The organism is Cryobacterium sp. BB307 (assembly GCF_012274275.1).
Taxonomy (GTDB): domain Bacteria; phylum Actinomycetota; class Actinomycetes; order Actinomycetales; family Microbacteriaceae; genus Terrimesophilobacter.
This window is the reverse complement of record NZ_JAANZA010000003.1, coordinates 157531-180721: the sequence shown is the minus strand read 5'-3', so window position 1 is coordinate 180721 and position 23191 is coordinate 157531. Positions and strand designations below refer to the sequence as shown.

28 protein-coding genes and 1 other RNA gene are annotated in these 23191 nt (G+C 66.3%); 14 read left to right on the top strand and 15 right to left on the bottom strand.

What is annotated here, in order from left to right; translation table 11 throughout:
* Nucleotides 1-53 precede the first annotated feature (53 nt).
* The 3 genes from HGK58_RS12390 to HGK58_RS12380 all read right to left on the bottom strand — a co-directional run bounded on the left by HGK58_RS12390 (nucleotide 54) and on the right by HGK58_RS12380 (nucleotide 3174).
* Nucleotides 54-1007 carry a hypothetical protein gene (locus HGK58_RS12390; RefSeq protein WP_168627930.1) on the bottom strand — a complete coding sequence of 318 codons (954 nt, stop codon included), beginning with the start codon at nucleotides 1005-1007 and terminating at the stop codon, nucleotides 54-56.
* On the bottom strand, nucleotides 1007-1528 hold the full coding sequence (locus HGK58_RS12385; protein WP_168627929.1) for a hypothetical protein: 522 nt from the start codon (nucleotides 1526-1528) through the stop codon (nucleotides 1007-1009). The genes HGK58_RS12390 and HGK58_RS12385 overlap by 1 nt, the downstream gene beginning before the upstream one ends.
* 269 nt (nucleotides 1529-1797) lie before the next feature.
* On the bottom strand, nucleotides 1798-3174 hold the full coding sequence (locus HGK58_RS12380) for a recombinase family protein (protein ID WP_168627928.1): 1377 nt from the start codon (nucleotides 3172-3174) through the stop codon (nucleotides 1798-1800).
* A 118-nt stretch (nucleotides 3175-3292) separates the two neighbouring features.
* Between HGK58_RS12380 and HGK58_RS12370 the strand changes: the two genes are divergently transcribed.
* From HGK58_RS12370 to HGK58_RS12345, 6 genes are all read left to right on the top strand, one after another.
* Nucleotides 3293-3454: a hypothetical protein gene (locus tag HGK58_RS12370; protein WP_168627927.1), complete on the top strand. Its 162-nt coding sequence runs from the start codon at nucleotides 3293-3295 to the stop codon at nucleotides 3452-3454.
* Nucleotides 3455-3469: 15 nt separating this feature from the next.
* Nucleotides 3470-3862 carry a TadE family protein gene (locus HGK58_RS12365; protein WP_168627926.1) on the top strand — a complete coding sequence of 131 codons (393 nt, stop codon included), beginning with the start codon at nucleotides 3470-3472 and terminating at the stop codon, nucleotides 3860-3862.
* Nucleotides 3837-4313, top strand: a complete 477-nt coding sequence (locus tag HGK58_RS12360; RefSeq protein WP_168627925.1) for a hypothetical protein — start codon at nucleotides 3837-3839, stop codon at nucleotides 4311-4313. The genes HGK58_RS12365 and HGK58_RS12360 overlap by 26 nt, the downstream gene beginning before the upstream one ends.
* On the top strand, nucleotides 4310-4723 hold the full coding sequence (locus HGK58_RS12355) for a pilus assembly protein TadG-related protein (RefSeq protein WP_210422935.1): 414 nt from the start codon (nucleotides 4310-4312) through the stop codon (nucleotides 4721-4723). Before HGK58_RS12360 ends, HGK58_RS12355 begins: the two co-directional genes overlap by 4 nt.
* 86 nt (nucleotides 4724-4809) lie before the next feature.
* On the top strand, nucleotides 4810-5838 hold the full coding sequence (locus HGK58_RS12350; RefSeq protein WP_168627924.1) for an agmatine deiminase family protein: 1029 nt from the start codon (nucleotides 4810-4812) through the stop codon (nucleotides 5836-5838).
* A 47-nt stretch (nucleotides 5839-5885) separates the two neighbouring features.
* Nucleotides 5886-6584, top strand: coding sequence for a hypothetical protein (locus HGK58_RS12345; RefSeq protein WP_168627923.1), 699 nt, complete (start codon nucleotides 5886-5888; stop codon nucleotides 6582-6584).
* A gap of 11 nt (nucleotides 6585-6595) precedes the next feature.
* Here HGK58_RS12345 and HGK58_RS12340 read toward each other — a convergent pair whose 3' ends face one another.
* Nucleotides 6596-7828 carry an MFS transporter gene (locus HGK58_RS12340; RefSeq protein WP_168627922.1) on the bottom strand — a complete coding sequence of 411 codons (1233 nt, stop codon included), beginning with the start codon at nucleotides 7826-7828 and terminating at the stop codon, nucleotides 6596-6598.
* A 45-nt stretch (nucleotides 7829-7873) separates the two neighbouring features.
* Between HGK58_RS12340 and prfB the strand changes: the two genes are divergently transcribed.
* The 4 genes from prfB (at nucleotide 7874) to smpB (ending at nucleotide 11264) form a co-directional block, all read left to right on the top strand.
* Nucleotides 7874-8983: a peptide chain release factor 2 gene (prfB, locus tag HGK58_RS12335; RefSeq protein WP_168627921.1), complete on the top strand. Its 1110-nt coding sequence runs from the start codon at nucleotides 7874-7876 to the stop codon at nucleotides 8981-8983.
* A 73-nt stretch (nucleotides 8984-9056) separates the two neighbouring features.
* Entirely contained in the window at nucleotides 9057-9812 is a 756-nt protein-coding gene (gene ftsE, locus HGK58_RS12330; RefSeq protein ID WP_168627920.1) for a cell division ATP-binding protein FtsE, read from the top strand.
* Entirely contained in the window at nucleotides 9809-10723 is a 915-nt protein-coding gene (gene ftsX, locus HGK58_RS12325; RefSeq protein ID WP_168627919.1) for a permease-like cell division protein FtsX, read from the top strand. The genes ftsE and ftsX overlap by 4 nt, the downstream gene beginning before the upstream one ends.
* A gap of 64 nt (nucleotides 10724-10787) precedes the next feature.
* On the top strand, nucleotides 10788-11264 hold the full coding sequence (gene smpB / locus HGK58_RS12320) for an SsrA-binding protein SmpB (protein ID WP_168627918.1): 477 nt from the start codon (nucleotides 10788-10790) through the stop codon (nucleotides 11262-11264).
* An 84-nt stretch (nucleotides 11265-11348) separates the two neighbouring features.
* Here smpB and HGK58_RS12315 read toward each other — a convergent pair whose 3' ends face one another.
* A complete protein-coding gene (locus tag HGK58_RS12315; protein WP_168627917.1) occupies nucleotides 11349-12026 on the bottom strand; it encodes an SIMPL domain-containing protein in 678 nt (225 codons plus the stop codon).
* A 154-nt stretch (nucleotides 12027-12180) separates the two neighbouring features.
* Between HGK58_RS12315 and ssrA the strand changes: the two genes are divergently transcribed.
* Nucleotides 12181-12552: a transfer-messenger RNA gene (ssrA, locus tag HGK58_RS12310) on the top strand.
* A gap of 52 nt (nucleotides 12553-12604) precedes the next feature.
* Here ssrA and HGK58_RS12305 read toward each other — a convergent pair.
* Nucleotides 12605-12994 carry a VOC family protein gene (locus HGK58_RS12305; protein ID WP_168627916.1) on the bottom strand — a complete coding sequence of 130 codons (390 nt, stop codon included), beginning with the start codon at nucleotides 12992-12994 and terminating at the stop codon, nucleotides 12605-12607.
* Nucleotides 12995-13164: 170 nt separating this feature from the next.
* Here HGK58_RS12305 and HGK58_RS12300 point away from each other — a divergent pair, with 170 nt between their 5' ends.
* Nucleotides 13165-13560: a VOC family protein gene (locus HGK58_RS12300; protein ID WP_168627915.1), complete on the top strand. Its 396-nt coding sequence runs from the start codon at nucleotides 13165-13167 to the stop codon at nucleotides 13558-13560.
* A gap of 30 nt (nucleotides 13561-13590) precedes the next feature.
* Here the strand turns inward: HGK58_RS12300 and HGK58_RS12295 are convergent, their stop codons facing one another.
* The 8 genes from HGK58_RS12295 to aroA all read right to left on the bottom strand — a co-directional run bounded on the left by HGK58_RS12295 (nucleotide 13591) and on the right by aroA (nucleotide 21457).
* Nucleotides 13591-14154, bottom strand: coding sequence for a VOC family protein (locus HGK58_RS12295; RefSeq protein WP_349236218.1), 564 nt, complete (start codon nucleotides 14152-14154; stop codon nucleotides 13591-13593).
* A 206-nt stretch (nucleotides 14155-14360) separates the two neighbouring features.
* Entirely contained in the window at nucleotides 14361-15389 is a 1029-nt protein-coding gene (locus HGK58_RS12290) for a zinc-dependent alcohol dehydrogenase family protein (RefSeq protein ID WP_168627913.1), read from the bottom strand.
* A gap of 45 nt (nucleotides 15390-15434) precedes the next feature.
* Nucleotides 15435-17015 (bottom strand): MDR family MFS transporter, encoded by a 1581-nt coding sequence (locus tag HGK58_RS12285; protein ID WP_168627912.1) that lies wholly within the window; start codon nucleotides 17013-17015, stop codon nucleotides 15435-15437.
* Nucleotides 17012-17626 carry a TetR/AcrR family transcriptional regulator gene (locus HGK58_RS12280; RefSeq protein ID WP_168627911.1) on the bottom strand — a complete coding sequence of 205 codons (615 nt, stop codon included), beginning with the start codon at nucleotides 17624-17626 and terminating at the stop codon, nucleotides 17012-17014. Before HGK58_RS12280 ends, HGK58_RS12285 begins: the two co-directional genes overlap by 4 nt.
* A 123-nt stretch (nucleotides 17627-17749) precedes the next feature.
* On the bottom strand, nucleotides 17750-18223 hold the full coding sequence (locus tag HGK58_RS12275; protein WP_168627910.1) for a septum formation family protein: 474 nt from the start codon (nucleotides 18221-18223) through the stop codon (nucleotides 17750-17752).
* 12 nt (nucleotides 18224-18235) lie between these two features.
* Complete coding sequence (gene hisN / locus HGK58_RS12270) at nucleotides 18236-19024, bottom strand: histidinol-phosphatase (protein ID WP_168627909.1); 789 nt, start codon at nucleotides 19022-19024, stop codon at nucleotides 18236-18238.
* 5 nt (nucleotides 19025-19029) lie between these two features.
* Nucleotides 19030-20055 (bottom strand): ribosome small subunit-dependent GTPase A, encoded by a 1026-nt coding sequence (gene rsgA, locus HGK58_RS12265; RefSeq protein WP_168627908.1) that lies wholly within the window; start codon nucleotides 20053-20055, stop codon nucleotides 19030-19032.
* A gap of 7 nt (nucleotides 20056-20062) precedes the next feature.
* Complete coding sequence (aroA, locus tag HGK58_RS12260; RefSeq protein ID WP_168627907.1) at nucleotides 20063-21457, bottom strand: 3-phosphoshikimate 1-carboxyvinyltransferase; 1395 nt, start codon at nucleotides 21455-21457, stop codon at nucleotides 20063-20065.
* Nucleotides 21458-21573: 116 nt separating this feature from the next.
* On the opposite strand from aroA, the gene HGK58_RS12255 reads away from it, so the two are divergent.
* Together HGK58_RS12255 and HGK58_RS12250 are read left to right on the top strand one after the other, a co-directional pair.
* On the top strand, nucleotides 21574-22197 hold the full coding sequence (locus HGK58_RS12255) for a sigma-70 family RNA polymerase sigma factor (RefSeq protein ID WP_168627906.1): 624 nt from the start codon (nucleotides 21574-21576) through the stop codon (nucleotides 22195-22197).
* Nucleotides 22194-22436, top strand: a complete 243-nt coding sequence (locus tag HGK58_RS12250) for a zf-HC2 domain-containing protein (protein WP_168627905.1) — start codon at nucleotides 22194-22196, stop codon at nucleotides 22434-22436. The genes HGK58_RS12255 and HGK58_RS12250 overlap by 4 nt, the downstream gene beginning before the upstream one ends.
* A gap of 84 nt (nucleotides 22437-22520) precedes the next feature.
* Here the strand turns inward: HGK58_RS12250 and HGK58_RS12245 are convergent, their stop codons facing one another.
* Entirely contained in the window at nucleotides 22521-23144 is a 624-nt protein-coding gene (locus tag HGK58_RS12245; RefSeq protein WP_168627904.1) for an NAD(P)-binding domain-containing protein, read from the bottom strand.
* Nucleotides 23145-23191 lie beyond the last annotated feature (47 nt).

The following is a 23191-nucleotide window of genomic DNA, read 5'->3' as shown; positions in this document are numbered from 1 at the left end:
CACACCGCGGAACTCTGACGCGCCTGAAGGGGACCCTTGCGGCAAAAGTGTGTCTACCTCTCGTGCCCACTGTCGTTACTGCGGGTACCGGGCCAACCGTTTTCGGCTAGGTCGTCGTTCCACTTCGCGACGATGCGCTTGACGGTTAGAGCTGACTTCTCTGTCTGGCTGAGAAGGGGTGCACCTTCGAGCAGACCGGTCACCATGTCGTTGACGGTGATGATCTCGCGCAGTTCATCCCGAAGCACGTAGTTCTTCGGGAGCCCGCCGTGAACGAGGTCGTTCCTGACGGTGAGCATCCGCTTGATCTGGTCCGCCTGGTACTCGGTCAGGGTGCCGTCGTAAGTCAGCTGCTTGATAATCGTTCCTATGGACCGTCGACCGGTGTCGGGGAGAACGCGGGCAGCGAGTTCTTCGAGCTGTTGTTCCAGGAAGGACCACAGACTCATGAACCGGATGTTGATCTCTTCCAGGCCAGGCTCGCTGTGAGCTTCTTCGCCGGCCCAGTCAAGGTGGGCCGCCGAGAACCGTGCTGGGAGATCAAGCTCCATCCTGCGCATCAACGTACTCTCGCGCTCTTCACTGATCGCGAAGTAGCGACCGATCGCGAGCGCGATGACCGTAACTGTGGGAGTCGCGACGAGCGGCAGGATGTTGAGCAGAGAGACGTCGAACAGCGTCACGCAGAGCACGACGGTAAGCCCGCCGATGAGAATGCCGAACGCAGCGGTCATGGTTGCTATTCGTCGCGCACGGCTGAGCCTGTAGCGCGAGAGGTCGACTTCATGCTCGGCTCGAATGCGCGCGCGCATTGACTCGTCCGCTTCCGGGTTGGCGTAGACAGACCGCATGAAGTCGATCGCGGAGATTTCGCCGTTCCGGGTCCCGATCATTGCCTGCTCGATTAGACGCGCGCGGTAGGCCGCGGTCAGTTCGTCCAGCGACTGGCGGGCGGCCGGGGTAAGGCGGCGCTCGCCTTCGCGGGCGCTCGTGGCGTTGAAAGTCATCAGGTGTCCTTTCTGCCCTGTCGAACGATCATGGTGAGGGCGATGCCTAGGAGGAGCGAGAAGAAGCAGACCACGCCCCAGTTGCTCGGCTGGAGCCAGAGCCACTCTTTCTCACCTACGGCAGCTCCGCCCGCCACGCCGAAGAGCCCCGTGAAGAAGTACTGTCCGACCTCAGCGGGGATCACCCATTTCGGCGGCTTACGTCGAAGCGCTTCGCGGTACTCGATCTCCCGTGCCTCAGACTCGGCCAGGACTATCATTTTTGTAGTGAACTGCGCCTTCGGGGATGTGTCGTCGCGGTGGACGGCCTCAAGGCGCTCAGCCTCGCTCATCATCCGATCGCCGAACGCTTTCATCGCGATGTCGAATGCCTCGCGCGCTTCAGGCAGCTCTATGGCGGAGACGCCGGGTACCTCGACCGATACGGTGTCGTCAGGCGGCATGCCATCCAACGCGGCTGCTAACGCGACCTTCTCGGGCTGGGGCGCGAGAGCCTTCAGGTCCTGCTCAAACTTCGCCAACTCGCCTCCACGGATCGTTGAGAGAGACTCTATCGGCGTTGAGTGTCCGTGCTGACCTTTCGGGCTTCTGTGAGTGTGTGGACAACTCGTGCGCGGCTGGGCGGTGCTCGGTACGGTCGCCTAATGCAGGACGATCTGAAGGTCCTGAGCGATCCATCTTGCGCTCGGTGCCTCGTGCGCCTCCAGATCGCCGGCACTCCCGAGCGCCCGTTCTGGCTCTGCCCTGTCTGCGGCATGGTCAGGCTCTAGCGGATGTCCTCGATCTGCAGCTAGCTGCGCCAGGTGATGCGCACGGTGTCCGGGTCGAATGCCTTGCCGCTGCCGCTCGGCAGGATCGTTACAGTGACCAGCGCGGTTAGGACGGCACGCTTACTGTCCATGCTGAGTGCGGCCCATGCCTCGGCAGCATCGCTACCCACCAACTCGGCAGGTACGGCGGCAGGGAGCGCGGCCTCCACGGCAGCGGCGGCCAGGGTGCGGTCGGCCCGCAACCGCTCGGTGATGCGCGTCAACTGCGCCGCGTCAATGTCGCCTGTGGCAAACATGTCGGCAGCGTTGGCTAGCCGGGCGTCTATCGCCTCGATCGTGTCGCGCGCCTCTTGCAGGGCGGCAGGGTCGCCCGTGGCGAACAACTGCGCAGCGTCGGGCATCTGCAACCGGCCCACCACGATGCCCTCTACCACTGCATCGACGTCAGACTGCTTGCGGCGCACGCGGTAGCACTCACTGCACACGTAGCCAGGCGGCTGGCGTTTGACGTTGCCGTTGGCCTGGCGCTGCATCCTGCCGATCGCGCGCGCCATGACGCCGCCACAGCGGCCACACCGGGCGATGCCTCCCAGTAGGTACTTGGGTGCCCTGCCGGGGGTGCCGGTGCGGCGCGCGGGGTCAGTAAGCACGGCCTTGATCCGTTCGTGAGTGTCCTCGTCGATGACACGTGGGGACTCGGCGGGGGTGCGGCCCACTACCTGCCCCCGATGGACAGTTAGCCCAGCCAGGCTCGGTCGCAGCAGCAACTGCTTGAGCGTGGTCGAGTTCCAGCGCGCGCCCCGGCCAGGGGTGGGAACCTCCTGGGCGTCGAAGTCCTTGCAGATCGCCCGCAGCGACTCTCCGTCCAGCACCCGCTGCACCGCCGCCCGGATCGTCGTGGCCTCACTGGCGTGAAGCTGAAGGGCAGTACCCTCGCGCCGGTAGCCGTAGCCCACACGCCCCGAGTGGACGCCATTGGCTGCCCGCTGCACGTTGGCGGCGACCTGCCGTGTGGCCTTCTGCTCGCCCTCGTACTGGCTCCAGGCGGCCACGGTACGCGCCACGGCACGCCCTGCCGGTGTCGTCAGGTCTAGGGTGCCCGCCGTCACGGTGTACACGGGCACATTCAGCGTGATGACCCGCTCCAGGTCACGGGTGAGGCGTAGCAGCCGGTCCTGATGCCAGGCGATGATGGCCGGGGGCTGAGCGTCGAGCATGGCCTCGAAGCCCGGCCGAACTTTGCCGTTGGTGGCACTGATGTCGTTGTCGGTGTAGGTGTGGATGACTGTTAGGCCTAGGCGCTCAGCCAGCGCCCGGCACTCCTGCTCTTGGCGGGCAACGGCGAGCGCTTCACCTGTGCGGTCGAGGCTTACGCGCGTGTAGATGACACATTGCATAAAGGTACCTTATTGCAATGTTGGTGCCGCTGGTGTTCCTCATCATGCCGATCACCGTCGCGTTCGCGATCTTCCCCGGCGTCTTCGTGCTGCAACTGGGACTGTGAGAGGAGCAAGCATGCAATTGCTACGACGGATACGAGATGAGCGCGGCGACGTGCCCGGCTGGGTGCTGATCACACTAATGACCGCCGGGCTCGTGATCCTGATCTGGGCGCTCGCCGGACCGGCGCTCAGCGACGTGTTCCAGCAGGCGATCAGCCGCGTCACCGGGTTCTGACCGATGCGGTCCCGGATGCTCGCCCGTCTGGAGCGCGACGAGTCCGGGTCCGCGGTGGTCGAGTTCGTGCTGGTCGGCGCCCTGCTGACCATGCTGACTCTCTCAGTTCTGCAACTGGGGCTCGCGCTGCTCATCCGGAATACGGTGCACGACGCGGCCGCCGAGGGTGCCCGTTTTGCCGCGCTCGCCGACAACACACTCGCCGACGGTGTCGCTCGCACGACCTCTCTGCTTGAGACAGCGCTCGGGCCGACCTATGCGGGCGACGTAAGTGCCGCGTACGGGACCTACCTCGGGCATCCGTCCACGGTCGTGACCGTGCGGACGCCGCTTCCGCTCATCGGGCTCGTCGGCATCGAGGGAGGGCTGGAGGTGGACGGCCATGCCGCGGTGGAAACGCTGGACTGACCGCCTGGCCCCACTCGCCTCGCAGCAGGGCGGCACCGCGTCGCTCGAGTTCATCACGGTCGGCATGATCCTGCTGATCCCGCTCGTCTACCTGGCCCTCGCGGTGGCCGCGATCCAGGGCGGTGCGCTCGCCGTCGAGGGCGCCGCACGGCAGGCTGCGCGGGTGTACGTGCAGGCGGAGACACCGGCAGAGGCAAGCGCGAGAGCCGAACGCGCCGTCGCCTTCGCGCTCGCCGACGCCGACATCGCCGACCCGCGAGCCGCCATCTCGATCGCCTGCTCACCCAACCCAGCCGACTGCCTCACCCGGCGGGGCGTCGTGACGGTGACCGTCAGTATCCGGGTGCCGCTTCCGCTCGTGCCCGCCGTGCTCGACTTCGATTCGCCGCTCGCAGTGCCGCTCGAAGCCTCCGCGACCCAGCAGGTCTCACGCTTCTGGGGTGCCGGATGAACCGCCGTCTGCTTCGCGACGAGGACGGCACGACCCTGCTCTTGACGATCTTCTACGGAGTGCTCGCGCTCGCGCTGATCCTGCTTGTGGTCGCTGCGACCTCGCTCTATCTCGAGCGCAAGCGACTGTTCACCCTCGCCGACGGTGCCGCGCTGGTCGGCGCTGAGGCGTTCGAACTGGACGATGTCATCGTCACCGCCGAGGTTCCCCGTGTCGAATTGCGCTCGCCGGATGTCGCCGCGGCCGTGTCCGACTACCTCGCCAGCGCTCCGGATGCCGCCGACTTCGAGCAACTCGGGTCGAGCGCGCCGAGTCGGTCGACGGCCGCAGCGCCACCGTCACCCTCTCCGCGTTCTGGCGTCCCCCGATCGTGTCGCTGCTGGTGCCGGAGGGCTTCCCGCTCGAGGTGACCGCGAACGCCCGCAGCGTGTTCGGCCGCTAACCCGAAGGTGCGGCATTATGGTGCTCACCGATCACCCTGAGCCCGGGAGGCAGTGTGCAGTGGAGAATGCCGGCCGAGACCGCGCGTCAGGAGCGGATCTGGATGGAGTTTCCGCGCGACGGCTACACCCTCGGCACTAACGCCGAGTCAGCCGAAGAGGCCCGTCGCACCTGGTCGGCCGTCGCCCACGGCGCCGCCGAGTTCGAGCCGGTCACCATGTTGGTCGATCCAAGCGCGCGCGACCACGCCGCACGGCACCTGTCCAGCGACATCGAGGTCATCGAGACGCCGCTCGAAGAGTTCTGGATGCGCGACACCGGCCCGACCTTCGTCCTCGCTGAGGACGGCCGCCTCGGCGCCGTCGACTGGACCTTCAACGGCTGGGGCGCGACCGACTGGTCGGCCGGCGCCGCCGACCAGCACATCGCCGGGTTCGTCGCCAGGGCGGTGGGCGCCGAGGTCATCCCGTCCCTGCTCGTGAACGAGGGCGGTGCCATCCACGTCGACGGCGAGGGCACCGTGCTCGTCACCGAGACCGTGCAACTCGACCCCGGCCGCAATCCGTACGCGGACAAGGCGCGGGTCGAGGCGGAACTCGCCCGCACGCTCGGCGCCACCCACGTCATCTGGCTGCCGCGCGGACTCACCCGCGACTACGAGGAGCTCGGCACCCGCGGCCACGTCGACATGGTCGCCGCGATCCCGTCGCCGGGCACGATCCTGCTGCACCAGCAGACCAACCAGGAGCATCCGGACTTCAAGGTGTGCCGCGACCTGCGCGAGTTCCTGCAGGGCACGCGCGACGCCGCCGGACGCGAGTGGACCATCATCGACCTGCCCGCCCCCGACACCCTGCGCGACGACAAGGGTTTCGTGGACTGGAGTTACGTCAACCACCTCGTCGTCAACGACGGCGTCATCGCGTGCGGCTACGGTGAGGAGCGAGCGGATGCGCGGTCGCGCGAAATCCTGGAAGCCGCCTACCCGGGGCGGCGGGTCGTGACGGTCGACGCGCGGTCGATTCTCGCTCGCGGCGGCGGCATCCACTGCATCACGCAGCAGCAGCCGGCCACTTCGGTCTGAGCGGGGTCTCGACCACAGAGCGAAGCGCACCCGCCTAGGCTGGTTGGGTGAATCGCACAACCCTCGACGAGCGCGGCATCCCCGTGCGCCGCGAGTCCGGGTTCAAGCGCGCACTGAGCTGGCTGCCGGCAGCGATCCTGGTGCTGATCATCGGCGGCATCGTCTTCGCGGTCTTCGCCTTCGAGAACTCGTGGTGGACTGCCGACCGGCCCGTCGCATCCGCCGACCAGCAGGCTTCCGACGGCATGTCGACCTTCACCCAGCCGGGCCTCGACTTCCTGACCGTGCAGGGCTACGCGAAGATCAAGCTGCGTGAGAACGCGCTTCCGGCGTCCGAACTCGGTCTCGAGGCCGACGGGGCCAAGGAAGTCGAGCTGCTGCGTCCGGTGCAGGTGCGGCTGCTCGGCGAGGACGACGTCGTGGTGGTCGACCTCATCGACCGGCTCACCATCACGACGGAGAACGACACCGTCACCTCGGTCTCGTTGTACCCGTCTGGCACGAACCGGTACCCGGATGCGATCGCTTTGGTCCGCGGGCTCGCACCGAGCGTCGGCTGGACCGAGTCCGACATCCTCCGCTTGCAATCACAACTCACCGATGACGCCCGCGCATCCGAAAGCGGGCAGATCACGGTGCAGCTGCCGGTCGTGACCGACAGCGGGTTGGCGGTCTCGGCGAGCTTCTTCGTCGACGTGAAGGCCGGCTACACCATCTTCAGCATCGACGTCGCGCGCCCCAGTTAGTGCTGCGGCAGTTAGTGCTGCGGCCGGTTCGGCACGAACCGCGCCATGATGCCCGCCCCGGCCAGCCCGAGCACCCCCATCAGCGCGGCGGCGACCGACACCGATGCCACCGCGGTGACGCCCGCGACGACGAGCGGTGCTGCGGCCGCCCCGGATTGGGTGGTGAACCGCCACGCGCCCAGGAACGGGGCCGGATCGCGTTTGTCCGCGAGGTCTGCGCCGAGCGTCATCATGATGCCGCTGCCGAGTCCGTTCGCGACACCGAGCACCATGGTGACGGCGATGAACCAGGTCACGTTTCCGGGCAGGTCGTGCGTGACCGAGAGCACCAGGTGGCCGACACCGAGTCCGGCCATCGACGGCAGAACGCTCCACAGCCGGCCCCAGCGGTCCATGATCTGCCCGCTCGCGTAGAACAGCGCAAAGTCCAGCGCGCCGCCGAGGCCGATGATGAGCGCCGCATTCGCATCCGTCAGCCCGATGCTCACCGCCCACAGCGGCAGGATCACCTGACGACTGGTCCGGATCGCGGCGAACAAGGCGCCGCCGACACCGATGGTGAGCAGCGTGGCGCGCCGGTCCCGGATGGTGCGGAACAGCCCGGCCGACTCCCGGGCGACGAACTCCTCGCCCTCATGGAGACCGGATGCCGTAGCCCGGGCGGCGAACAACGCGGTCGGATCCGGCATCACCAGGAGAGTCACCGCCGCCAACAGGCAGGCGACCGCGTGCACCCAGAACACGGCCTGGGCCGAGCCGGTCAACCCGATCACCGCAGCGGCAACGAACGGGCCGATGAACATCCCGAGCCGCAGGGTGCCGCCGAGGGTCGACAGCGCCCGCGCGCGGTAGGCGAGCGGCACGAAGCTGGTCATGAACGCGTGCCGTGCCAGTGCGAACGCGGCGGTCGAGAGCCCGATCAGGAACACGCCGACCGCGAGCACCGCGATACCCTGCGCCAGCAGCGCGACACCGACCCCGACGATGGAGAGCAGTGCTGCGCCGATCATCGAGGGGCGTTCACCGAGTCGCGCGACGATCCAGCCGCTCGGGATGTTTCCGATCAGCCCGCCGATGACGAACAGTCCCGCGATCAGACCGGCAACAGCCAGGTCCGCACCGGCGTTGCTCGCCACGATCGGGATGATCGGGATGATCGCGCCCTCACCGATCGCGAATGCCAGGGTCGGCAGCAGCACAGGCACGGCAAGCGAGCCGAAGCGGAAGGACTGTCCTGAACTCACTCGCACAACTCTATTGAGGCCCGCGACGGTAGGCTTTTGCGCGACATGATTGATCTGGACATCTCGCAGGAGCTCGCCGAACTGCGCAAGACCTTTGCGGACATCCGATCCGTTGTGGGCGTCGAGCGCCTGCAGCAGCAGATCGCCGAGCTGAGCGAGCAGGCGGGTGCTCCGGATCTCTGGGATGACCCGGATGCCGCGCAGAAGGTCACGAGCGCACTCAGCCACCGTCAGTCGGAGCTCGCGCGCGTGATCGAACTCGAGCGTCGCATCGACGACCTCGAGGTCATGGCCGAGCTGGCGAACGAGGAATCCGATGAGAGCGTCGCCATCGAGGTGCGCACCGAACTGGAGTCCATCGAGCAGGTGCTCGGCGACCTCGAAGTGCAGACCCTCCTGAACGGTGAATGGGACGAACGTCCCGCCGTCATGACCATCCGCGCGGGCGCGGGCGGCGTCGACGCGGCCGACTTCGCCGAGATGCTGCAGCGCATGTACCTGCGCTGGGCGGAGCAGCACGACATGCCCGCCCGCGTGCTGGACACCAGCTACGCCGAAGAGGCCGGCATCAAGTCGACCACCATCGAGTTCGACGCCGCGTACGCATTCGGCAAGCTGAGCGTGGAGGCCGGAACGCACCGGCTGGTGCGGATGAGCCCGTTCAACTCTGCGGGCAAGCGACAGACGAGCTTCGCGGCCGTCGAGGTCATCCCGCTGATGGAGGAGACCGACCACATCGACGTGCCGGAGTCCGACATCCGAATCGACGTTTTCCGGTCATCCGGACCCGGCGGGCAGTCGGTCAACACGACCGACTCCGCCGTGCGCATCACTCACGTGCCGACCGGGATCGTCGTGTCGATGCAGAACGAGAAGAGCCAGATTCAGAACCGCGCTGCTGGAATGCGCGTGCTGCAGTCGAGGCTGCTGCTGCTCAAGCACGAGCAAGACGCGGCGCAGAAGAAGGAACTCGCCGGGGTGATCACCGCGAGCTGGGGTGACCAGATGCGCAGCTACGTGCTCGCGCCGTACCAGATGGTCAAGGACCTGCGCACCGAGTTCGAGGTTAACAACCCGTCCGCCGTCTTCGACGGTGACCTGGACGGGTTCATCAGCGCCGGCATCCGCTGGCGCAAGCGCGACATCGAAGAGTAAGGGTCGGGCGGCGCCGCCGGTGGGGTGAGTCGCTACGCGCATCCGGAATGCCCGTCCGTAGGCTCGAAGGCAAATGATTCGCTTCGACCAGGTCACCAAGCTGTACCCCGGCAACACGCGGCCAGCCCTCAATTCGGTGTCGCTCGAGATCCTGCCCGGTGAGTTCGTGTTCCTCGTCGGCGCGTCCGGGAGCGGCAAGTCCAGCTTCCTCCGCCTCGTGCTGCGGGAAGAGCACCCGACTCGCGGACAGATCCACGTGCTCGGGCAGCACCTCGGCAAGCTGTCGAGCCGCAAGGTGCCGTACTTCCGGCGCAACCTCGGGGTGGTGTTCCAGGACTTCCGCCTGCTGCCACAGAAGACCGTGTTCGACAACGTCGCGTTCTCGCTGCAGGTGATCGGCAAGAGCAAGGGATTCATCCAGGAGGCGGTCCCGGATGTGCTCAAGATGGTGGGCTTGGCCGGCAAGGCGAGCAGGTTGCCGCACGAACTCTCCGGTGGCGAGCAGCAGCGCGTGGCAATCGCGCGCGCGATTGTGAACAAGCCGTCGATCCTGCTCGCCGACGAGCCGACCGGAAACCTCGACCCCTCGACCAGCGCCGGCATCATGACCCTGCTGGAGCGCATCAGCGCCGGCGGCACCACCGTGATCATGGCGACCCACGACGCGGGCATCGTCGACCAGATGAAGCGCCGCGTGATCGAACTGATCAGCGGCCAGGTCGTGCGTGACGAACGTCAGGGCGGCTACCTCACCCAGGCCGTGCCGGTGCAGCGCGAAAGCGACCTGTACGACGCGGGAACCGACATCGAGGCGGAGGTCAAGCGGTGAGGCTCGGGTTGATCCTCTCCGAGGTGGGGCAAGGCATCCGTCGCAACCTGTCGATGGTGATCGCGGTCGTTCTGGTGACCTTCATCTCGCTGAGCTTCGTGGGCGCCGCCATCCTGCTGCAGATGCAGATCGGGCAGATGAAGGGGTACTGGTACGACCGCGCGCAGGTCGCCGTCTACCTGTGCACCGAGTACGTCGATTCGGCGAACTGCGGGCAGACCGAGGCGACCGCGGAGCAGAAGGCGTTCGTCGAGCAGCAGCTCAAGACGGCGCCGCTAGCATCCCTGATCAGCAAGTACGCGTTCGAGGATCACGAGCAGGCGTACGAGAAGTACCTGGAGCAGTTCGGCGAGACCGGTGAGTCGAGCTTCGTGACCGCGGACTTCCTGCCCGAGACATTCTGGGTGAACCTGAACAACCCGGAGCAGTCGGATGCGCTCGTCGAGCGGTTGTCCGGACTGCCGGGGGTTGAGGAGGTCCTCGACCAGCGGGAGTACCTGCAGCCCATCTTCGACGCGCTGAACGTCGCGAGCTACACGGCGATCGGTGTGGCCGTCCTCATGCTCATCGCGGCGGTGCTGCTCATCGCGACCACCATCCGGTTGAGCGCGTTCAGCCGGCGTCGCGAGCTCGGAATCATGCGCCTGGTGGGCGCCTCGAACCGGTTCATCCAGACGCCGTTCGTGCTTGAGGGGGTTGTCGCCTCGTTGATCGGGTCGATCCTGGCCGGAGCGGCAATCGTGTCGCTCGTGCACTTCTTCGTGCAGGGCTACCTGAACGCGGTCCCGGGCACGACACCGTACGTCGGGCTGACAGATGCACTCATTGTGGTGCCCATCCTGTTGGTGGTCGGCGTCGGGCTGGCGGCCATGTCGGCGGCCATCGCCATCCGGCGCTACCTGCGCGTGTAGCCGCGCACTGGCCATTCCGGATACACTGGTGGGCTTTGTCAAACAAGAACCATTGGAGTGAGCCGTGCCCAGGGAACGTGGCCAGAACGTGGTGGCCACCAATCGTAAGGCCCGCCACGACTACACCATCGAAGACACCGTCGAGGCCGGACTGGTCCTGACCGGGACCGAGGTGAAGTCGCTGCGGGCCGGTCGTGCATCCCTTGTCGACGGCTACGCGTTCATCGACGGGGGAGAGGCGTGGCTGGATGCCGTGCACATCCCCGAGTACAACCAGGGCACCTGGACCAATCATCCGCCGCGCCGCAAGCGCAAGCTGCTGCTGCACAAGGCGCAGATCCTGAAGCTGCACAGCAAGGTCAAGGAGGGCGGCTACACGCTCATCCCGCTGTCGCTGTACTTCAGCGATGGGCGCGCGAAGGTCGAGCTGGCGCTGGCCAAGGGCAAGCGCGAGTACGACAAGCGGCAGACGCTGCGTGAGCGTCAGGACAACATGGAGGCGCGTCGCGCGATCGCCTCGAAGAGTCGCCTCGGCGAGTAGGCGCTCAACACTCCCGCACGCCGAGTTGCCCACTTCGGCCCTGGTTTTCGGGTGATTCGGGGGCGGAAGTGGGCAACTCGATGGTCAGCTGGCCACGAACCTCGCGTCGACTACGGATGCGACCTCGATCTCCTCGGGTTTGAGCGACAGCTCGCTCACGCCCGCTCCGTCCGCCATCAGCGCGGCTTTCGACATCCGGGCACGCGCCAGTTCGCTGGCACCGGATGCCTCGCTGCCGAGCATCCCCGGATCCGCGAGGGCGATCGCCTTCACCTGCCCGAGCCCGATGCTCTGCGCATAGACGCTCGCCTTGGCAACGGCATCCTTCACCGCGCGGGAGCGCACCTCTGCGGTGAGGGCGGTCTTACGCGATTCGGTGAGGTCCCACGCGATGTGGCTGATGGTCACGCCGTCGATGGCCGCGGTCTCCTCGACCCAGCGGGCGAGCGCCTCGAAGTCGCTGAACTTCGCCGAGAAGTTGATGCGTGCATGGTAGACGAGGGGCAATTGCTCGCCGGTGTTGCTCCACGGCTTCTCGCTCCACACCTGAACCATGTCGCTGGCCCACCAGGTGATCGGCCCGGCCTGAGAGTCATGCATGTCGACGATCGACTCGCGCACGGTGACGGCCGAGGAGGTTGCCGAGTTGAAAGCGCCGTCGCGGGTGTCCGATTCGAAGTGCACGCTCAGCGTCACTGTGGCCCGCTCGGCGGGGTAGTAGGTCGAGTACGACCCCTGCACGGTGATGATGGTGTCGGTCATCGAAGCCCCTTCCGCGGTTGCCTTATCTTGGCATGCGAGAGGGAATAGCCAACCAGCGGCATCCGTTGTAGAATTCAAGGCTGCATCAAATAGCATGCAGGTTTGGCAACTCAACAGCGCGCGATAGTGACTTGGCTCTAGTGAGCTCGAGCATGGGGATGATCGGTTTCGACATTGCCTGAGCGAGTACGAGAAGCGGGTCGAGGATGCAGGGTTATCTCGTTAACGATCTCTGCAAAAAACAAGTGCCAATAAATCACGCACTGACTTCACCCTCGCTGCCTAAGCAAGGGAACTAAAAGTCCGTCAGCCCGGGGATGCCCTCTACCCGGATGCTGGCGTCATCTAGAGGGATTGCTTCCGCGTTGCGCCTAAGGGCGCGGAGGGACTTGCACTTGGGCTGGGCTCGTCGGTTTAGCTGCCAGTGGCAAATTCCGGGGCCGAGTAGAACGCTTCACTGGATACGCCCGTAGAAGACGTACGACCACAGCAGTGGACGGGGGTTCAATTCCCCCCATCTCCACCATTTAGGTCGCTATCGCGCGCTGTTGCCATCTTGGCGCCTCGGCGTCAGCCGCCTAGTCGGCGGCCGGGCTCTGGCACACGACTTCAAGTTTGAAGCCGTGCGGGTCCAGGAAATAGGTGGCGTAACAGTGCTCGCCGAACTGCGGGAACGGTCTCGGCGCGTGCAGAACTTCGTCACCCCGATCGCGGACCCACGCGTGCACCGTATCCACTTCCTCCCGCGTAGCGACTAGGAACGCGAGGTGCTGCAGCCCGCTTTGGTGTCGTGAGTAGGCTCCGTCCGCGCTCGATTCGTAAAGGAAGAGCTGGGCGCCGTTCCAGTCATTCGGGCAGTAGCCGTTGCCGAAGCAGGGCTGGAAGCCGACCATTGGCATCAGCTGGTCGTAGTACGCCTTCGCAGACTCCACGCCGGGGACGCCCAAACCAATGTGGTCGATTGGCATCGTTCTCCTTTGAATGTCCCGCGGCGGAGCGCGTCAGAACGCGCCCCAATTTACGCCCCGCCTTAGCAGGTAGGCGTGGAGGGGTGCCAACCGCCGGTTTGACGGTTTTTCGAGGTTGCATGACTGTGGGTTCCGTTGGGTGGAACCGAGCCGTGAAATAAGGTCGGGGGATGACCGGTCTAACTCCGTACCTTCACTTCGATGGAACCGCCCGTGAGGCGCTTACCTTCTACCGCGACATCTTCGGCGGCGAGCTTGAACTTCACACGTACGCTGACTTCGGCCGCACCGACGGCCCTGGGGATGCCATCGCACACGGCGAGCTGAACGGCAGTGTCCAATTGTTCGGCGCTGATGCAGGCAAGGACGATGTACCCCTGAAGGTGCAGGGAGTCATGTTCTCGCTGCTGGGCACCGCCGACCCGGCGACCCTCGAATCCTGGTTCGCTGCCCTGGCCGAAGGCGGCGAAGTCAAGGACCCACTTCAGGAGCGACCGTGGGGCGGGCACGACGGCCAGGTGGTGGACGGCTTCGGTGTGCCGTGGCTCATCGGCTACGAGGACTGAACCGCCGGTCGCGCTGACGGGCGGAATCATTCACTCGTAGGTGTCTGTCCACGCCGCTATGTCGACTCCGTGGTTGTCGGGCGAGGCGAGCGTCCACCACATCGGAGCACGGGAGTCATCGGCGAGGCGGCCGCCGGCGGCAAGAGCGGCGGCGACCCGAGCTTCCGCCTGGTCAGCAGGAACAGAAACGTCGATGTGAGTGCGGCCGCGACGGCGCGCATCCCGCTTGTTCGGCTGGAACGACAACTGTGGGCCACGGCGCAGCGGATCGATCGAGTCGTACTCGCCCGAGATCTCGTATCCCAGTGCTGCCGTCCAGAACGGCCGGGTGTCGACCTCCGAGTGCTGCGCGACAGCGATGTCGACGCATTGGATGAGCGTTAGATCGGCGCGCAACGACAACTCCTTGGCGGCAACAGACACCGCCGCCGCGAACTCGGCCGCACGCGCTGTGATGCTGTCGGCGCCTCGGTACGGGACACGGACGACAATCGCCTCCGGCCGCAGATCGACATCCGGCTCGATCGAGAGCCGATCGGACTCCGCCACGATCGCAGGCACAAGACGCGAGGCATGAGCGAGTGATTCTGACACGAACACCGCCTGTGGTCCCCAGGCAGTCACGCGCCATTCCGTCACACCGGCTTGGCGATGGAACTCTGCCGCCGACAAACCCGGAGAACCGCCTTCAGTTGTGCTCATTTTGGCTACCCCTCTGCGCTGGATGACCTAGACCGTATGTGTCAACGGCAGACACAGTAGCTGAGGCAGGCGAGGTCAGCCTCTGGGCGCCGCTGACCTCATGGCACGATCACGGTCATCCCGGGATGCCCGCCGGCGTCCATCGTTGCGAGCGCATTTGAAGCCTCCTCCAGCGTGATCGTGCGTCCGACCAGCACTGTCGGGTCGATGCGACCCGAGCGAATCGCCTCCAGCATCGCCGGGTACTCGTGCGCCGCCATCCCGTGGCTGCCGAGCAGCTCCAGTTCGTTCGCGATCACCAGATCCATCGGCATCGGCGCAAGCGAGTGCTCCGCGAGCATCAGCCCGACCTGCACATGCCGCCCGCGCTTACGCAGGCTGCGCACCGAGTTGAGGCTCGTCGCGCTGCTCCCGTAGGCATCCAGCGACAGGTGCGCGCCGCCATCCGTCGCCTCTCGCACCGTGGATGCGACGTCACCGTCTCCGCGTACCGCGACAGCGCCCAGACCTTCGGCGAGCGCCAGCGCATCCGCCGACACATCCACCGCAACCACCCGCGCACCCGCCGCGACCGCGATCATGATCGCCGACAGCCCGACACCGCCGCAGCCGTGCACCGCCACCCACTCGCCGGCCTGCACGCGACCCTGAGTCATGACCGCGCGATACGCGGTCGCGAACCGGCACCCGAGCGCCGCCGCGGACACGAAGTCCTGCCCATCTGGCAACGCGATCAGGTTGGTGTCTGCCTCGGCGATCGCCACGAGGTCGGCGAACGAGCCCCAGTGCGTGAACCCTGGCTGCTCCTGGTTGTCGCACACCTGCTGGTTGCCGGCCAGGCACTGCTCGCACCGCCCGCACGCGCAGATGAACGGCACGGTCACGCGGTCGCCGGCCTTCCACCGAGTGACCTCGGCGCCGACCTCATCCACGACGCCGGCGAGCTCGTGGCCGGGAACGTGGGGGAGCCGGATGTCGGGGTCGTGTCCCATCCAGCCGTGCCAGTCGCTGCGGCACAGCCCGGTCGCCTCGACCCGGATCACCGCACCGGTCGGCGCGCACACCGGCGCCGGCACATCCGTCACCGCAGGTAACTGACCGAACTCACTGAACAGCACCGCGCGCATTCGCACCCCCGATTTCTTCCCCCACAGTAGCGAGGGCGCTGAGAGTCAGTCGTCGCGCGACGTGATCTGCAGATTGCCCTCAGCCACGGCCTCGGGCATGATGTCACGCTCAATCGTCGTAGCCAGCGGTACTTCCTTCACAAAGAACAGCAAGATGACAGCGACCACCGCGAGCGGCACCATGAACAGGTACAACGGCATGAGCGCGTCGTTGAAGCTCAGCACAACGACGTCATAGATCGGAGCAGGCAGCGCGGCCAGCGAATCCGGCGTGAGCGAGTTGACGCCGCCTGTCGCCGCTTCCGCATCCGGCAGGCGCTCGCCCAGCAGGGCGACCAGCCGCGACGTGAACACGCTGCCGACCACCGCACTTCCGAGCGTCGCACCGATTTGCCGGAAGAAGTTGTTCGCAGCAGTCGCGGTCCCGACCTGGGAGTTCGGGAACGAGTTTTGCACGATCAGCACCAGGATCTGCATGCCCAGCCCGAGGCCGATGCCGAACACCGCAATGTAGGCGCAGAACAGCCACACCGAAGTCTGCGGCGTCAGGGTGCTGAGCAGCGCGAGGGCGACCGCGACGAGCACGGTGCCGACGATCGGCATCCACTTGTACCGCCCGTACTTGCTCACCAGCACGCCGGAGCCGACGGATGCGATGAGCAGCGCCCCCATCATCGGGATCATGAGCAGTCCGGCTTCGGTCGCATCCGCACCGACCGTCATCTGCAGGTAGGTGGGCAGGTACCCGATCGCGCCGAACATCGCCACGCTGGTCAGCAGACCCGCGATCGTGGTCAGGTTGAAGTTGCGGTCACGGAACAGCGACATCGGGATGATCGGCTCCGCGGTGCGGCGCTCGACGAGCACGAACGCGATCGCGGTGACTACGGTCGCGATGATCAGCCCGATGATCACGGGGGAGTCCCACGCGAAGTCCTTACCGCCCCAGGATGCGACGAGCACCAGCGACGTGGTGGAGGCCGCGAGCAGCGCCATGCCCCATCCGTCGATCTTCGGACGACCTGTCCGCGGCCGGTGCAGATGCAGCAGGAACACCGCCGCCGCGAGCGCCAGCACCCCGAGCGGAAGGTTGATCCAGAACGCCCAGCGCCATCCTGGACCCTCGGTGATCCAACCGCCCAGCAGCGGGCCGGCCACCGATGACACCGCGAACACCGCTCCCATCGCGCCCATGTACTTGCCGCGCTCGCGTGCGGGGACAACGTCCGCGATGATCGCCTGGGACAGGATCATCAGCCCGCCGCCACCGAGCCCCTGCACAACGCGAGCCGCGATTAGCCAGTTCATGTCGCCTGCGAGAGCGCCGATTACCGAGCCGGCCATGAACAGCGAGATCGCCGCGATGAGCAGTGACTTGCGCCCGATCAGGTCGCCGAGCTTGCCGTAGATCGGCATCACTATGGTCGACGCCAGAATGTACGCCGTCATCACCCACAGCATGTGCTCGACGCCGTTCAGCTCGCCAACGATGGTCGGCATCGCCGAGCTGAGCACGGTCTGGCTGAGGGAGGCGAGCAGCATCGACAGCATGAGGCCGATGAACAGGAGGATGATGCCGCGCCGGGAGTCGCTCGACTGCTTGCGCGTGGTGGTGCCTGTGGTCATTGGAGTGAGCGGGTTACCTCTCGAAGTGTGTTGAGCATGTCGGCGATTGCCGAGTCGGTATCAGGGGCGGCGGATGGGTCCGCCAGGAGCTTGCGCACCGCGAGTCGAACGACGCCACTGGCGATCATCACGAGCACGGCTGCCGCGTCGCCCGGATCGGACGCGTCAGAGTATTCTCCTGACGCGCGCATCCGCTTTGCGACGGCCGACGCGATGCGCAGCTCGATCGCCAACATCCTCGCGAACCGGTCTCGGAACAGCTCCGGATGCTCAAAGAGCAGCCTCCGACGCTGTTGCAACACCTCGTTGTCGGACGAGACGAGCACGTGGCGCGCCAGTTCGACGAGGTCGGCCAGCAGTTCGCCTGTTCCAGCCACGAAGGCCGCCAGCTGCTCATCCGTCGGCTGTTCCTCGTGGAAGCCGAGGATCGCGTCGTCCTTCGTCGCGAAGTAATTGAAGAAGGTGCGCGCCGAGACTCCGGCCTCGGCGCTGATCGCCGCGACAGTCGCCGCATCCGGGCCGAGCTCCGCGGCTTGCCGCAGAGCAGCCCGGTGGATCGCCTCGCGGGTCTCACGCAGCTTGCGCTGCCGGAGCCCCTCGTTCGTCGTCACTCCATGAATTATTGCACAGGGTGCAAACTTGCACTACTGCAACCTTGCGGCAGCCTGCGCAGAGGTTTGTGCCAATAGCAAGGGAACAATCGCTTGCCTATGGCACAAACCTCTGCCGAAGGGCTAGGACTGCGGTCCGGCGTTCTTCACGCTGCCCTTGCGCTCGCCCTCGAGGTCGACCACCAGGCACAGGATCTCGCGGTCGTCGGCGTCGTTCCAGGTCTCAGTGGTGGGCACGAAGTAGCTGTAGTCGAGGCTGCCGCTCTGCTCCCAGGAAGCACCGATGTAGTCCTCGAACGCGACGAAGCACTCGTCCTCCGCCTGCCCGACGACCTCATCCTCACCGGGGTAGTCGCCGTCTTCCAGGATCACGCTCTTGGTCACCTCGTAGAGGTGCGGTTCGCTGCATTCGACGATGGGAACATCCGCGACCTCGTCGTTCACCAGCGTGCCCTCGTTGAAGCAGTCGCCGACCTTGAGGGTGAACACATTGTTGCCACCGCCGAGGAGCCCGCCGATCACGCTGCAGCCGCTCATAGTGACGGATGCTGCCAGAACAGCGGCGATTCCGAGGACACGACGGCTGGGGCTAACCATGAAAAAAGACTCCTAATCGACTGTGAATGTGGCGAGAACCGCCTCGTGGAGTCTACCGTTCGTCGCAAGCGCCGAGCCGCCCCACGGTCCCTCCTCACCGTCGATCGAAGTCATCGTTCCGCCCGCCTCGTGGATGATCGGGAACAGCGCCGCCATGTCGTACGGCTGCAAACCGAACTCGCCGGCGATGTCGACCAGACCCTCCGCGACCATCATGTACGGCCAGGCGTCGCCGTAGTCGCGCGTGCGCCACACGCGACGCGTCAGCCCGAGGTAATTCTCGAGGCGACCGGCCTGCTCGAACCGGTCGATCCCGCTCATCGCCAGTGAAGCATCCGCCAGCTCCGACACGGCGGAGACCCGGAGGCCGCGCTGTGCACCGTCGCGGTCGGTCGTGTAGGCGCCGTGGCCGATTGCTGCCCACCAGCGCCGTCCGAACGCGGGCATGCTGACGACGCCGACCACCGGATGGCCGTCCACCGCGAGCGCGATGAGCGTCGACCACACCGGGACGCCGCGCAGGTAGTTGGCGGTGCCATCGATCGGGTCGATGATCCACTGCCTGCGCGCCTCGCCGACGGTGCCGTACTCCTCCCCGAGGATCGAGTCCTCCGGCCGAGCCTGGGCGAGCTCGTGGCGGATGGCCTCTTCGACAGCTTGGTCCGCATCGGTCACCGGGGTGCGGTCCGGCTTCGTGTCGATGCGGAGATCAGTGGCGCGGAACCGCACGAGCGAGATCGTGTCGGCGAGGTCCGCGAGTCGGAGGGCGAGTTCTAGATCGTCTTCGGAATGACCGTTCACGACTCTCAGGTTAGCGTCGCGAGCAACCGCTGCAGGGAGTCGAGTCGTTTCGCCCCGAATTCACCGAGCCGACCCTCCTCGACCCGCTCGATGATCGCGCAGTCCGGCGCATCCGGAAGGTGGGTGCAGCCGCGCGGGCACTCCTCGGCGACCTCCGCCAGGTCGGTGAACGACTTCAGGATGTTGTCGGGGTCGACGTGGCCGAGGCCGAAGGAGCGGATGCCGGGGGTATCGATGATCCAGCCGGTGCCGACTCGGTACGAGACGCTCGACGACGAAGTGTGGCGGCCGCGTCCGGTCACCGCGTTGACGTCACCGGTGGCGCGGTTCGCATCCGGAACAAGGGCGTTCACGAGTGTCGACTTGCCGACTCCGGAATGGCCGACAGCGACCGCGGTGTTCCCGGAGAGCAGGGAGCGGAGTTCGGCCAGCGGGAAGGCGTCCTGGGAGCTTTTGACCACCGTCAAGTCGAGGCCGGCGAAGTTCGCGAGGAACGGCTCCGGGTCGGCGATGTCGGTCTTGGTGATGATGAGGATCGGCCGGATGCCGGCGTCGAAGGCCGCCACGAGGTAGCGGTCGACCAGCCGGGGGCGCGGCTCCGGGTCCGCCGCCGCGACGACGATGAGCATCAGGTCGGCGTTGGCCACGATCACCCGCTCCACCTCGTCGGTGTCGTCGGCGCTTCTGCGCAGCACGGTGTCTCGGGGCTGGATGCGCACGATGCGGCCGAGGGTGCCCTCGTCGCCGGTGGTGTCGCCGACAACATCGACACGGTCACCCGTGACGATCGCCTCCTTGCGCAGCTCGCGCGCCCGAGTGGTCGTGAGGTCGCGTTCGTCGTCGGTGCCCTCCGCGATGAGCACCCGGTAACGACCGCGGTCAACCGCGAGCACGCGCGCGGTCAGCGCATCGCTGTGCTCCGGCCGGATCTTGGTGCGAGCCCTGCTTCCCTTCGGATTCGGGCGCACCCGAGCCTCGAAGTCGGCGTACTTGTCGTCGTCATCGTCGTCGACGTCGGTCAGCCAACTCATCGGCGGCTCACATCAGCCCCAGGTTCAGCGGGTCGACCGGCTTCGCGCTCGGACGGATCATCTGCTGCCACAGTTCCGGGAACTCCGGGAGGGTCTTCGCGGTGGTGCCGATGTCGTCGATCGCGACCCCGTCGACCGCGAGCCCGATGATCGCGCCGGTTGTCGCCATCCGGTGATCCTCGTAGCTGCGCCAGAGCCCGCCGTGCAGCGGCTGCGGGTCGATTGCGAGTCCGTCCTCAAGCACGGTGACCTTGCCGCCGAGCGCGTTGACCTCGGTCGCGAGCGCGTCGAGGCGGTCGGTCTCGTGGCCGCGGAGGTGGCCGATGCCGGTGAACCGGCTCGGGCCGTCGGCGAGTGCCGCGAGCGCGACCAGGGCGGGCACCAGTTCGCCGCCGAAGCTCAAGTCCAGCTCGACACCGTGGATGGTTCCGGAACCCTCGACGGTGAGGTTGCCGTCGGATCGCGTGACGACGCCACCGAAGAGCGGCAGCAGCCGCTCCAGTTCCGCGCCGACCTGGCTCGTCGCATCCGGCCAGTTCTGAACAGTGACGGAACCGCTCGCGACCAGCGCGGCCGCCAGGAATGGTGCCGCGTTGGAGAGGTCCGGTTCGAGGGTCACGCCGAGACCGGCGACCGGGCTGGGCGGCACGATCCACACGCCGGGGCTCGGGTTCTCGACCCTGACGCCGCGACCGGCGAGGGTTGCGATCGTCATGTCGATGTGCGGCAGGCTGGGCAGCTTGTCGCCCGTGTGACGCAGTTCCAGTCCGTTGTCGAACCGAGCGCCGACGAGCAGCAGCGCGGAGACGAACTGGCTGGATGCCGACGCGTCGACCTCGATGGTGCCGCCGGCGACGCGTCCGGTGCCGTACAGGCTGAATGGGAGGGTGCCGCGACCGTCATCCGAGACCGAGACGCCGAGGCGGCGCAGCGAATCGATGGTCGTGCGCATCGGCCGCTTGCGTGCGTGCGGGTCGCCGTCGAACGCCACCGGCCCGAGAGCGAGCGCCGCCAACGGCGGGACGAACCGCATCACCGTGCCCGCGAGACCGCAGTCGATGGATGCGCCGCCGCTGAGCTCGCCGGGGGTGATCACGAGATCGGGCCCGTACTCGCCGGTGCCCGGTGTCTCTTCGATGCCGACGCCGAGGGCCTTCAGCGCCTGCACCATGAGCGCGGTGTCGCGCGAGTGGAGGGGGGAGCGGAGCCGCGACGGCCCGGATGCGACCGCAGAGAGCACGAGCTCACGGTTGGTGAGCGACTTCGAGCCGGGGAGCGAAACGTGCGCGCTCAGCGGCCCGGCGGAACGCGGCGCCTCCCACGGCCCGTTCTCGGTCGCGTCGTCTGGATCGTCGTTTCCGTACGGATTGAACTCAGGTTTGGAATATCTAGAAGTCAGCATCGGTTATCAGGGTAGTATCCCGCCGCTAAGAAAGGCCCAGTGTGACCGCGATCCTCGCACCCGATGCGCCACCATCCACGGTGGATGTTCATGCTCTGGAACTAAGCTTGGCGGCGATGACAAGCACGGATAACGCGGAGCCCACCCCCGTCGACGATGACCGCCTGCGGGCGCTCTTCGAGGAGCAGGCGATCCCGTTCATGGATCAGCTGTACGGCGCCGCCATGCGCATGACGCGCAACCCGGCCGACGCGGCCGACCTGGTGCAAGAGACGTTCGTGAAGGCGTTCGCCGCCTTCCGCCAGTTCAAGCAGGGCACGAACCTGAAGGCCTGGCTGTACCGCATCCTCACCAACACGTACATCAACAGCTACCGCAAGAACCAGCGCAACCCGTACCAGGGCACCATCGACGAGCTCGAGGACTGGCAGCTGGGCGGCGCGGAGTCCGCCACCTCGATGTCGTCACGCTCGGCCGAGGCCGAAGCGATCGACCGCATGCCGGACTCGGCCGTGAAGGAAGCGCTGCAGTCCATCTCCGAGGACTTCCGGCTCGCGGTCTACTTGGCCGACGTTGAGGGCTTCTCCTACCAGGAGATCGCCGACATCATGAAGACTCCGGTTGGCACCGTGATGAGTCGCCTGCATCGTGGCAGGCGGATGCTTCGCGAGCTGCTTGCCGGCTACGCGCGGGGTCGTGGGCTCGCGACCGCTGCACAGGTTTCGGGAGAGAAGAAATGACCGACTGCGGATGCGAGAAGGCCAAAGCCGAACTCGAGGAATACCTTCACAACGAACTGTGCCGTGAGGATGTCGCCGACATCACAGAGCACATGAAGTCATGCGATGACTGCTCCGCAGAGGCGGAAGTGGGTCGCGTGCTCATGCAGGCGATCCAGCGCGCCTGCCAGGAGAAGGCACCCGCGGATCTGCGCTCGCACGTGCTGGAGCGCATCCGAGAGGTTCAGTCCTCCCACTGAGCGACGCGCCCGTTCCGGACGGTCGCGACAGGTGCGCCAGGCGCGGATGTCCGGAGCGGGCGCGTTCGCCCGCAGCGGGACCGATCAGTCAAGGATGACGATCGCCGACTGGAAGTTGGTGCCACGCGTGAACTGCAGCTGCATGTGCAGCCAGGCGATTGCTTCCATGACCGAGGCTTGAGCAAGCGCACCGATGTCGATCACCCGGAACCCGATCTTGTCGCCGAATTCAGCGACCGCAGCCTTGGCATCGGCATCATCGGCTGCGATGAACAGGTCAAGCTGGTGACCGTTTTTGGTGCCCGCGATCACATTCGGAGCGAAGACCGTATTGAACGCCTTCACGACCCTCGCGTTTGGGGCGAGCTTCTGAATCTCTTCGGCACCGGATGTTCCCGGCGCAGTAGCAAGGCCCGTGAAGTCATCATTGATCGGGTTCGACGAATCGACGACCACCTTGCCGGTGAAGCCATCGAAGGCCCTGACCAGCTCGGGCGCGGCGGAGAATGGGACCGCGAGGAACACCAGTTCACCGTGCACCGGTCCGCCGATCATCGCGGCGGTGACTTTGCCGCCGAGCTCTCCAGCTAGCGCGTTGCCCTGTTCCTGATTGCGCACAAGGAGTTGGACGTCGTCACCGGCGGCGACGGCACGAGTGGCGATACCGCGGGCGACGTTACCCGCTCCGACGATGCTGATGGTGGTCATGCGATGCTCCCACTTCGTTGATCGACCGTAACCGAGATACCCGACCG